The organism is Bartonella sp. MF74HXZ (assembly GCF_042194445.1).
Lineage (GTDB): Bacteria > Pseudomonadota > Alphaproteobacteria > Rhizobiales > Rhizobiaceae > Bartonella > Bartonella grahamii.
The window spans coordinates 60094-71807 of record NZ_JBHIMW010000001.1 but is presented as its reverse complement, the minus strand read 5'-3'; the positions used below and the strand labels follow the sequence as shown (position 1 = coordinate 71807).

Below are 11714 nucleotides of genomic sequence, written 5' to 3'. Positions count from 1 at the left end.
TAAAGACACGTGCAAAAGGATAATGCATCTCAATCAAAAAAGAGGGTTTATATCTTGAACCGTTTCCTTTTATACTGTGGGTATGGAAGTTTCTCTAAAAAAGATGTTAGCTTTTTATAAAGGGTGATGAGGGCTTAAGAGGTTGGATATTCTATTCTATCATTTGACGCAGTCAACGCTGAAAGATATTTTGCCAACGCTTGTAGAGCGTGCATTGGCTCGTTTTGGTAAGGTAACAATACAATGTGTAAGTGAAGAACAACGCGATTCTATGGATATGCATTTATGGGTTTATGCGGATGAATCATTTATTGGACATGGAACTGAGTGTGATCAATATTCAAACTTTCAGCCTGTATTTCTGACGACAGGACAAGAAAATCCGAATGATTCAAAGATTCGTTTTCTCATAGAGGGAGCCGTATGTTCGAATATTGATACTTATCAACGGCTTGTTGTGATATTTGATGGTAGAGATGATGAGCAGTTGAGTCTTGTTCGTGCACAGTGGAAAAAATATAAAATGGAAAATCATAATTTAACGTATTGGCAACAGACTGAAGATCGTTGTTGGGAAAAACAGGTTTAATGCGTCTCATCTCTGTTGTTCTGATTTTTATAGGATTGATAGGAATAGTAAATCCAGCGCTTTTTATTGCGAAAGGATCAGGGGGAGGGCGTTGGATTTTTATTGTGATTTTTCTTTTAGGCATATTAAAGATATGGCCTACAATTAAAAAAATGAAACGGCATCATGATAATTGATCGAATTTTGCTTGTTTTATGGGCTGTGATATTGGCTTTTTTTTGCGTTTCGTGGTTGGGAACAACACATATCCTATCAGGAATGTTTACTGTTGCTTATATAAGCAATATTGCAGATTTTTTATTTTTCTTTTTGAGTGCCTTGTTTGCAGGAATATTGTGGTGGAAAATACCGCAACCCATGTCTTTAAAAATGAAACTGGCAGCATTTTTGCTGCCAGTACTTATTTTATTCTTCTTTATTATATTTTAGTTGGATATTTCATCATCTGTAAATCCGACGAAGCAAATCAGTGAAATAAAAGAAGCAAGAAGCAAATAATAACCGATATAAGATGTATCAAAATGTTGTACCAGATATTCTGCAATATAAGGCGCAAGAGAGGCTCCTACGATACCCGATAAGTTGAAAGTAATAGAAGAACCAGTATATCGAATTGCTGTTGGGTATGGTGAAGCCAAAACAGCACCAAGAGGACTGTATATCATCCCCATGATAGACAAACCGATAACGGACATTGCAAGGACTCCTATAACTCCAGAATTTAAGAAATAAGGAATTGCAAAAGAATAGATACCGGTGATGATTGTAACCCAAATCATCAAAGTTCTACGTCTAATACGATCAGCGAGTTTTCCAGTGATGACAGTAAAAATTCCACAGAAAATAGCACCAACAATTTCGACTTGAAGAGCTTGATAAAATGGCAATTGCAGATGGTTTGTTGAGTAGCTTAACAAATATGCGGTGACCAAGTAAAACAAAACAAATGTTGCCATACCAGAAAATATTCCAAGAAATAGGATTCGTGGACATTTTAAAAAGACATCGATGATAGGAACTTTGACACGTTCTTTACTTTCAAGAGTTTTTTTGAATTGAACAGTTTCATTGATTGAAAGACGGACCCATAATCCTATAATCATAAAAACAACTGAAGCAATAAAAGGAATGCGCCATCCCCAAGCTAAAAGTTCTTCATGATCAAGGAAATGCAACAGACCTAAATAAACGGCAATAGATAAAAATAAACCGATTGGAACACCCAATTGGGGGAACATCGCGTACCAGCCGCGCTTTTCTGGAGGGGCATTTTCTGTTGCGAGCAAAACAGCTCCTCCCCATTCTCCTCCTAATCCCATTCCCTGTCCAATACGGCACAAGGTCAAGAGGAAAGGGGCAAACCATCCAGCGGTTTCATAAGTAGGAAGAAAACCAATAATGACTGTTGAAAGACCCATTGTGAGAAGAGAAGCAATAAGTGTTGCTTTTCTTCCAATTTTATCTCCAAAATGTCCAAAAACAATTGATCCAAAGGGCCTGGCAAAAAAGGCCGCTCCAAAGATCAGGAAAGATTGTAAAATGGCAATCTGATCATTTTGTGTTGGAAAAAACACATGAGGAAATATGAGAGCTGCGGCAGTGGCAAAGACATAGAAATCAAAGAATTCAATTGTTGGGCCAATAAGGCTTGCAAACAAAATGCGACGAGGGGAATTTCTGTTTCTTGTACCTTGTATTTCTAAGTTTATAGACATGAATAGAATGTCCCTTTCAGTATATGACAAATCAAATGATGAGTTAACTGACTATAATTATAAAAATTTCAAATCACTGTCGAGTCGATATTATGACGTTTCTTATATATTAGAACAATGATTATGGCTTGATGAGCATGAATAAGTGTTCTTTAGATTATCCAAGTTAAGTAGAATAAAGACACTGTTTTAAATGCTGTAGAGGAAGAAATATGTGGATATAAAGGCCGCTCTCATTAACATTACTGTTTCCTTTAATGTTTAATGCCATTTTTATTTTATCTATTGAGGGATCAATCTTATTTATAGACCAGCCTTTGGTATCTCAAAAATATTTTTCCATAGATGTAATTATAACACTTTTTAAGCGTATCAAAAAGAAATTAAATCTTTTAGTTGTGCATGCATTTTAAAACACAGGGTGTATATTTGATCTGTCAGAGTTTAGTCCATCGAATGCTTTATTATCTTAAAAAAACATGAGGTTGAGCAATTGCATTGAGTTGTTTTGGTCTATGCACTTTTTTCTAAATGGGGGAATTTAAATTTGAAATTATGGAGTGTGAATAATGCAACGCAAATTGAAATTAAGTTTTTGTGCATTAATGACCAGTGGTTTTTTTGTCAAGATTGCGAGTGCAGATGGAGTAGCGACACCAAAAGAAAAGTTATTAACACCAGTAAGTATCAGTGAACATCTAGAAGAGACAAAAAAATTGTTATTGGAAGTGAGGGGATTAAAAGAAAAAAAGGGGGGATCAAAAAGGATAGAGAATAAACAGATAGTAGAAGGAAGTAAGTATTCAGAAGAGGAAAGGAAGAGATTAGAAAACCTATTCTTTGAAGTACTCACAAATTCAATAATAAGTGATGGTGCTACTATCTATATTACTAATCGTGACTCTGAAGATTCTGAAATAAATAGCTTTAAATATGAAGATGCAGGCTATTCCATCAATAATACGGTTAAAGAAGGTGGAAAACTCTACATTGATGCAGCAAGTGTTAGCAGGGATACGACAATTGAGAGTGGTGGTATTGAATTCGTCCAAAATCTGAGCAGTTCAGAATACGCCACTGTTAAAAAAGGTGGTAAACAAATTGTTGAGAGTGGTGCAAATGCTGAGGGGGCTAAAATCTATGGTGGTGAGCAGATTATTTTTGGTAAGGGGGTCCTTGGAACTGGTTTGTTGCGTAAAGATAAGGAAAGTAGTGCTTATAACACCGAAATTTATGCTGAAGATGGAATCCTAGGACTACAAAGTGTCTATAGTGGGGGGATGGTTGTTGACACAAAGGTTATGAAAGGAGGTGTCCAGAATCTTGATGGTAAAGAGAATTTTAATAACGGATTCTCAGAAGATACTGATACAGCTGATACAGAAAATGAGGATTTTACAATCAATGAGGGGGCTTTTGCACTTAGTACCGAACTTTTTAAAAATGGTGTGCAGAATATCTTAGCAGGAGGGAATGCGAGCGAAGTTACTTTATATGATAGAGCTACTCAGAAGATATATGATTCTGGATACGCGGATAATCTAACAATTAATCACCAAGCACAATCATGGGTTTTTGCTGGTGCAATATTAGATAAGGATACAAATGTTAATGATTTTGGCAACCTCTATCTTTATGCTGGGAATGGTGAAGCTGTTACGGAAGTAGAAAATCTTATTTTAAATGGAGAAGATACCAAGTTATACTCTATTGCAACTGAAAATAACGCTACTCTCTCTCAGGTTAATATCCAGAATTTAACTGGAAGTGGCAGAGTTATTTTTACGTCTCTTGGGGCTGATAAGCATTACTCTAAGCTTAATATTGATGATCTATCAGGTTCTTTACATTTTGAGTTTAATGTCAACTTTGCCAAGCATCTTAGTGATTATCTTGTTATTAAAAAAAGTGGTTCAGGTTATCATACAATAAGTATTACTGATTCTGGAGGTGAGGTTACAACCCCTTCCCACAAAAAGCTTAAATTAATTTCTGATCATAGTGGAAACGCTCATTTTACTCTGACAAACACTTTTGGTGAAAAAATCAGAGCTATTGATGCCGGAACCTATATGTACAGTTTGAAACATAGAAAAAATAAGAGCAATGGTAAAATTTGGTATTTAGATGCGAATTATGCTCTTGATGAGGAAAATACCTCTTTATTTTCTGATTTTAACTTGCAACCATCTGCGATGGCTTCATTATCGAATGATCTCACAGAACGCACAATTGAAAAGGGAATGATTGTTACGATTGCTGATCCTAGCTTTGATAGTAACAGTGAGAAAGTTGATAGCAATGGAGAAACTTCAATTAGTAATATAGTTAAAGATGCTGGAAAGCTTTCCGTTTATAACGGTGGTTTTAGCCTGTATACGACAATTCAAAGAGGCGGTACTGAACTTATTAGAACACAGGGTCTTTCACAGGATAGTACAGTTAAGAGAGGGGGAAAACAAAAGGTTGAAGATGGGGGGAAAACTGAAGGGGCTCAAATTTACGGTGGTGAGCAGTTTGTTTCAGGAAAGTCTGATATCAAAGGTGAGATGGTAAGGAGTAGCGCCTATGACACTGTCGTTTCTGGTAAAAATGGAGTGCTAGGATACCAGAATGTGTATGATGATGGAGAGGTTTTTAGCACAAAGATCATGGAAGGAGGGGTACAAAATCTTTTTGTGGAAAAAGATCTAGACCATTATAGCAGTTTTGCATTTGATACGAAGATCTTTTCTGGTGGAGAACAACACGTTTTAGCAGGAGGAATCGCGATTGGTGTTCTCTTACAAGGGAATGCTTTTCAAGCAATAGATTTAGGAGGCTATGTAAAAGATTTAACGATTAAGGATCAAGCACAATCGTGGTTACATTCTGGTGCAACATTAGAAGGAAACACCATGATTCATGATTCTGGACGGATTTATCTTTATGCTGGTGCTGAGCAATCTCATACTGAAGTAGAAAAAATTGTTTTAAATGGCAAAGATACCACATTATACTCTATTGCTTCCAAGATGGATGGTGAAAGCTCTTTGATTGAGGATCTAAGCGGGGATGGGCGCGTTGTTTTTACTTCTACCGTGTTTAATCCACATTACTCTAAACTTGAGGTCGATAATCTTTCAGGTAATTTACATTTTAGGTTTAATACTAATTTTGCAGAACAGCGCGGTGATTATCTTCTTATAAAAAAAGGAGCAGGTCATCACACCATCAGCGTTATCGATTCTGGTGCTGAAGTGACCAATTCTCTTCTACAAAATCAGAATTTAGTTTTGGAGCTTGATTTAATTCATGATCAAAGCGGAAATGCGCATTTTACTCTGATAGATTTCGGGGGTGAAGAGATAGCTACTGTTGATAATGGAGTCTATATGTACGCTCTAAAGAAAAAAGATCATAACGGTGGAAAGATTTGGTCTTTATCGACATCATCTACATTGGAAAAAATTTCTACTCCTATCTTTTCTCCATCTCATACGGAGTTGCCTATAGATAACTCTTTTGAGCAAGACAATACTGTTTCTCCTTCGGAAGATTCTATAACCAATTCTTATACAGGTGATTTCAATTTTTATGCAGAGGATTTCATTACTGGTCTAGGTGAAAAAAATTTACAAAACTCCATACTCGGTGACAATAGCATAGTTTATATTGCTGGTGATGGAGAAACGGATGATTTTAAATTATCCATTAATAATACAGTTCCAGAAACTGCAACACTCTATGTTAAGACTGGTGGTTTTAGTAAGAATACAACAATTGAAAATGGTGGTTCAGAGATTGTAGGGGAACAGGGTATCTCAGAATTTACGATTATTTACGAGGGTGGAAAACAAAGAGTGGAGGGAGGAGGATCCGCATTGAGAGCTGAAATTTATGGTGGTGAGCAGTTTGTTTTCGGAGAGGGTTATGTAAATGGTGAAATTGTGGGGAGCAGCACTTATAACACGACACTTTATGGTCAAGATGACACGCCGGGACAGCAGAATATATATGATGATGGGATGGCTGTGGGAACAAAAGTGATGAGTGGAGGAATACAAACTCTTGCTAAATGGTTTGCAGATGATGATAGTTTTGTACAAAAAAGTGGTGGCTTAGCCGTAAATACTGAGGTTTTTGCGGGTGGGGTACAGCGGGTATTAGCAGGGGGAGAGGCGGATATTGTGACTTTACACCGCCATGCTGCTCAAGAAGTTCATGCTGGTAGCATTGTAAAAAATCTAACAATTAAAGAAGGAGCCAATTCATGGGTTTTTGCTGGTGCGATGTTGGAAGGAAAAATAAAGATTCATGATTTTGGACAAGTCCATCTTTATGCTGGAAATAATAGCTTTTATACTAAATATAAAAATTCTCAGACAACAGTAGACGATATTAATTTAGAAGGAGAAAACGCTAAATTATACTCTATTTCTACTGGATATGGAAACACAGAAACCTATATTAAGAAGCTAAGCGGTGTGGGAAATATTATTTTTACTTCTATAGAATCCAATTTACATTACTCTAAGCTTTATATTGATAATCTTTTTGGGAGTCTACATTTCGATTTTAATGTCAGCCTTGCAGAAGGAGAGGGTGATTATCTCTTTATCAAGAATGGCCGTGGTTCTCACACAATAAGTATTGTAGATTCCGGTATTGAAATTGTTGATCCTTCTTCGACAGAACTTGATTTAATTGTTGATCAAAGTGGAGGAGCACATTTTACTCTGAGAAGCTTTTCTGGTGCAAATGTTAAAACTATTGATGGCGGAACCTATATGTATGGTTTAAAACAGAGAATTGATGAGGATGGGGGTGAAAAAGTTTGGTATTTATCTGCGGTATTTATTGATAATGTTTCATTTCTCAACAGTTTGCCACGTAGTAGGAGTAGATCTGCGTGGCATTTAAATCAAAATCAATCAGATTCTTCTCTTTCAACTATTACAGTTACAAAAGAGCATGCTATTAAGTTGCTACATCGAAGAGAAAACCGCCAAAACTTAAGGCAAAAATCTCCAGCTTCTGTATCTCTAACTGTTTCAACTCTTGGAAGTCAAATTATTGGAGGGGCATATCCAGCAAGTTCTCTTCATTTTTCTGATGGAAAGCAACAGGCTGTTGTTTCAGAATCTTCACAATCTTTAGCAGATCAAATGATTTTGCGTCCAGTTTATAAAGAACAGCCTTCTCCACAATTGAGAGAGACGCTTTCAGTTTCTCACTTTTTAACCACTCCCTCTACAGATGCGGTATTGTCTATGTCTGTGGCTCCAGCGATGGTTTTTCACAATGAAATGCAAACCGTGCGTGCGGGAAGAGGAATTCTAGATAAAAGTAACAAGAATGCAGCTTTATGGAGCTATGCGATCAAGTCTAAAGAGAGCATTGCTACAGAGCATATAGATTTTAAGTTGGATCAGACAGGTATTGTTTTAGGGATCAATAGTTTAAGCGAGTTGGAAAATGGAGAATTTTATATAGGTGGTTTTGGCAGTTATGACCGCGCACGCATTGCGCATGCACGGGGTGGTATGAGCGGTATCAATGCTTATGGCATTGGCGCTTATGTCACTTATTTGGATCATAGTGGATGGTATTTAGATGGTATTTTAAAATATAATCATTATCAGAATACTCTAAAGGCAGTTTCAACGAATGGTTTAGGGATTGAAGGAAGCTATAGGCAATGGGCGGTGGGCACTTCCTTTGAAGCAGGTTATCGACTTAAGACGTCAAAGAGCAGTTGGTTGCAGCCTTATGGACAATTTACATGGTTGCAAGTTGAGGGTAAAGAAATCAAGTTATCGAATGACATGATAGGTGACATGCGTCCATTCACTTCATTACGCAGTGAGGTTGGCATATCTTTAGGATATGAATTTGGTTCTCGTATGGATTCCTCATCACTTGCGTATATTACAGCAGCATGGTTGCGTGAGAATAAAGATGACAACCATACATTGATTAATCAACGGCATTCATTTACCACTGACTTATCGGGTAATGCAGGTAAGTTAGGAATCGGTTTGAGCAGTTTAGTGAGTGAGAAGTTAAAGTTATATGGTGAGGCACATTATATTAAAGGACGTAAAACAAAACAGTCCCTTCAGGGTATTTTAGGTGTACGCTATAGTTTTTAATTATATGGTTATTTTTTGGTTATCTTTAAATATATGATTGTTTTTAAAGATCTTTAATGAAGGTTCAGAGAACAATTTTTCAGAGCATGTGGCTTTGCTTTTCACGATAAACTGTATACCCTTATATACTTTATTATGCATTACTTTTTTCTTTGATAAGAAAACTCCGAGAAAATGCTAAAGAAGCACTATAAAAACGCCCTTATATTCTTGATCAAAAAAGTATTAAAAAAACTGTAGAGAACAGTTTTGTATGAGATAAGGAGGATTTTTAAGAAGGATTGTTTGCAATCTAAGGTTGAAAATATGTTTTGTAGAGCTAATTACGTTTAGTGTCTATGCAGGCGTGAAGGGGGGAGGATATGGCTCTACAATATAAATGGAAACGACATTGTTGGATACTCATGTTGAGCAGCTGTTTTGTACAAGCTGCTGCTGCAAATGAGGGGGGAATACCGCTTTTTTGTCAATCTTCAAGTTATGAAAATGGCAAAATATTTCAGGATCAATACAATGAGGATATGAAAACAGGAAGATGCATACTTGGAGCATCTAATGATGTTATTATAAGGGCGCGCAATGAATTAGACTTTTTAAAAAAGCCTAGCGATTTTACTGAGGATAAGGGCACTAGAGTGTTTGCGAGTCAACAGGAGCTTGGCAACAGTCGTCGTGACAATGTCGGATATAATGTACAAGAACAAAATATTGCGTTTCTTAAAAAACCTGAACTTATCTTCATTAAAGATGGGGCGCTGTTAGAAAATTATGTCCTTGATAATGAAGGTAAAGCATACATTTCAAATGATGGCGAGAGTGATAGCCCAGGGCGATCCATTAATAACACTGTAAGGAATGGTGCGGAGCTTTATGTGTATGCAGGAGGTCTCAGTGAGAATAGTAAAATTGAACATGGTGGAATTGAAAATGTTGAGGCTTTAAAGGGAAAACAAGGCTTTTCAAAAAATGCTGTCGTTAAAGAAGGTGGACAACAAAGTGTTGGAAATGGAGGAAAAGTAGAGGGGACTAAAATTTATGGTGGTGAGCAACTTGTTTTCGGGGAGGGGGATGTTAGAGGAGAGGTTAAAGGGAGTAGTGCTTCTCATATTGTCATTTATGGTCAAGATAAAACACTAGGTCAACAAAAAGTATATGATGGCGGAAAAGTTTGGGATACGAAAGTTATGCGAGGGGGCGTACAAGAGGTTGGAAAAAAATCTCAAAGTGCTAAAAATGGTGGTTTTGCATTTGACACAGAAGTTTTTGGCGGTGGTAAACAGCGTATCTTAAAAGGTGGTAAGGCTATTGGAGTTACTTTAAATGAGAGCGCTATTCAGGAAATATATGCTGATGGATCTGTAAAAAATCTAACAATGAATGATGAAGCAAAATCATGGGTGCATGCTGGGGCAACATTAGAAGGCAAGACACAGGTAAATCATTCTGGGCAGATTCATCTTTATGCTGGGAATGATCAACATCGTACCATAGTAGAAGATATTATTTTAAATGGAAAAGATACAAAACTGTACTCTATTACTGACGAGTTTGATGGAAAAAGTTCTTTGATACAAAAATTAAGTGGTGAAGGGAGTGTTATTTTTTCGTTTACAGGTTCTGATCCATATTATTCTCAGCTTCATGTGAATAATCTTTCAGGAAATTTACATTTCGCGTTCAATACTACGATTGCCCATAACCGTGGTGATTATCTCTTTGTTGAGAAAGGTGCTGGGAATCATACGATAAGTGTTGCTGATTCTGGAGTTGAAATCACGGATCCTTTTTCAAATAAGCGTGATTTAATTATGGATCAAAGTGGTGGCGCACATTTTACGCTGACAGATCTTAAGGGTGACAAAATTAACGCCATTGATGGTGGAACTTATATGTATGACTTGAAAGAAAGAAAGGATGAAAATGGAAAAGTGTGGTTTTTATCTGCAGACCGCCTCAGTGGACCAGAAACCTCTATTCCAGATCCAGCAAATCCTTTTGTTCCTGGTGAGACATCAACAACACCCTCTACAGATGCAGTATTAACGTTGTCCGTAGTTCCTGGACTTGTTTTTAACAATGAGTTGCAAATTGTAAGGAATGGTAGAAAAATTTGGAACAGAAATAGGAAAGATGTCGAACTATGGACTTATGCGATTAAGAGCAGAGAACGTATTGCGACAGGACATACACACTTTAAGCTTGGGCAGACAGGTTTAGTCTTTGGTGCTGATCAGTTGAGTGAATTAAGGCATGGAGAGTTGTATGTTGGTGGTTTCGGTAGTTATGATCAAGCACGTATTTCTCATGCACGAGGTGGTAATAGTGATCTGAGTTCTTATAGCATTGGAACTTATGCAACTTATTTTGATCATCGCGGATGGTATATGGATGGTGTTTTGAAATATAATTATTACCGAGATAATTTGAAAGCTATCTCCACGAATGGTTTAGCTATTCAAAGTCATTACAATCAGTGGGCGATAGGTGGGTCATTTGAAATTGGTTGTTATTTTACACCGGCACAGAATACTTGGATGCAGCCTTATATCAAGCTAACAGGTTTGCAGGTTGAAGGTAAAAAAATAAAACTTTCAAATGGAATGATAGGTGATCTAAGCCCATTGGTTTCATTCCGCAGTGAAGTTGGATTAACTGCAGGACATGAATTCTTTGTGAATTCAGAAACTTCATTAACAGCTTACATTATGGCAGCTTGGTTGCGTGAGAATGTAAATAATAATTATACGACAATTAATAACCAGCATAAATTTATTACAGACTTATCGGGTAATGCAGGTAAATTGGGAATTGGTGTAAACGGTTCGGTCAATGATAAACTGACACTTTATGCGGAAGCACATTATCTAAAAGGACATAAGATTAAGAATGCTCTTCAAGCTATTTTAGGATTACGCTATAGTTTCTAAATATGTGTGTACGCGATATGTGTGTACGCGGCTGATTAACTTTATGAATGTAATTGTTTTGCAAGCTTAAACAGATAACGCTCGATTTTATCTTCTCGAGAGTGTAGAGATCTTCTCAAACAGTAAGGATATCTTTATACTCTCCTTTGAAGGCACGAGCGTTTTTTTCATCTATAACTTCAAATATTGAAAATTGTTCCTTGAACTCAAGTGAACAGTTTGAATTTTATTCAGATTTTCTGCCTTAAGTTAGAATTTTCTAACTGCTTATAGATACACAACTTAAAGTTGTTTATATTAAAAAATACACTTTAAAAGTGTTTTTAAACATAAATAAAACACATTACGA

General features: G+C 36.6%; 6 protein-coding genes. 5 read left to right on the top strand and 1 reads right to left on the bottom strand.

From position 1 onward, the window contains the following. Positions 1–142: 142 nt before the first annotated feature. The 3 genes from ACFIJ8_RS00290 to ACFIJ8_RS00280 are packed head-to-tail and all read left to right on the top strand — an operon-like array spanning position 143 to position 1018. Complete coding sequence (locus ACFIJ8_RS00290; RefSeq protein ID WP_012754971.1) at positions 143–589, top strand: DNA polymerase III subunit chi; 447 nt, start codon at positions 143–145, stop codon at positions 587–589. Then, positions 571–765, top strand: a complete 195-nt coding sequence (locus tag ACFIJ8_RS00285) for a hypothetical protein (protein WP_375638784.1) — start codon at positions 571–573, stop codon at positions 763–765. Before ACFIJ8_RS00290 ends, ACFIJ8_RS00285 begins: the two co-directional genes overlap by 19 nt. Continuing rightward, positions 755–1018: a hypothetical protein gene (locus ACFIJ8_RS00280; RefSeq protein WP_012754973.1), complete on the top strand. Its 264-nt coding sequence runs from the start codon at positions 755–757 to the stop codon at positions 1016–1018. Before ACFIJ8_RS00285 ends, ACFIJ8_RS00280 begins: the two co-directional genes overlap by 11 nt. Here the strand turns inward: ACFIJ8_RS00280 and ACFIJ8_RS00275 are convergent. After that, positions 1015–2304, bottom strand: coding sequence for an MFS transporter (locus tag ACFIJ8_RS00275; RefSeq protein ID WP_026500354.1), 1290 nt, complete (start codon positions 2302–2304; stop codon positions 1015–1017). The genes ACFIJ8_RS00280 and ACFIJ8_RS00275 overlap by 4 nt on opposite strands. A 569-nt stretch (positions 2305–2873) precedes the next feature. Between ACFIJ8_RS00275 and bafA (ACFIJ8_RS00270) the strand changes: the two genes are divergently transcribed. Both bafA (ACFIJ8_RS00270) and bafA (ACFIJ8_RS00265) read left to right on the top strand, forming a co-directional pair. Further along, entirely contained in the window at positions 2874–8438 is a 5565-nt protein-coding gene (bafA, locus tag ACFIJ8_RS00270) for a BafA family autotransporter (protein WP_375638564.1), read from the top strand. Positions 8439–8800: 362 nt separating this feature from the next. After that, positions 8801–11365, top strand: a complete 2565-nt coding sequence (gene bafA / locus ACFIJ8_RS00265; protein ID WP_375638562.1) for a BafA family autotransporter — start codon at positions 8801–8803, stop codon at positions 11363–11365. Positions 11366–11714: the final 349 nt, after the last annotated feature.

What these genes read in the sequence shown, in the direction of transcription:
- ACFIJ8_RS00280 (WP_012754973.1), top strand. Translation starts at nt 755, where the DNA reads ATGATAATTGATCGAATTTTGCTTGTTTTATGGGCTGTGATATTGGCT.
- ACFIJ8_RS00275 (WP_026500354.1), bottom strand. Translation starts at nt 2,304, where the DNA reads ATGTCTATAAACTTAGAAATACAAGGTACAAGAAACAGAAATTCCCCT.
- bafA (WP_375638564.1), top strand. Translation starts at nt 2,874, where the DNA reads ATGCAACGCAAATTGAAATTAAGTTTTTGTGCATTAATGACCAGTGGT.
- bafA (WP_375638562.1), top strand. Translation starts at nt 8,801, where the DNA reads ATGGCTCTACAATATAAATGGAAACGACATTGTTGGATACTCATGTTG.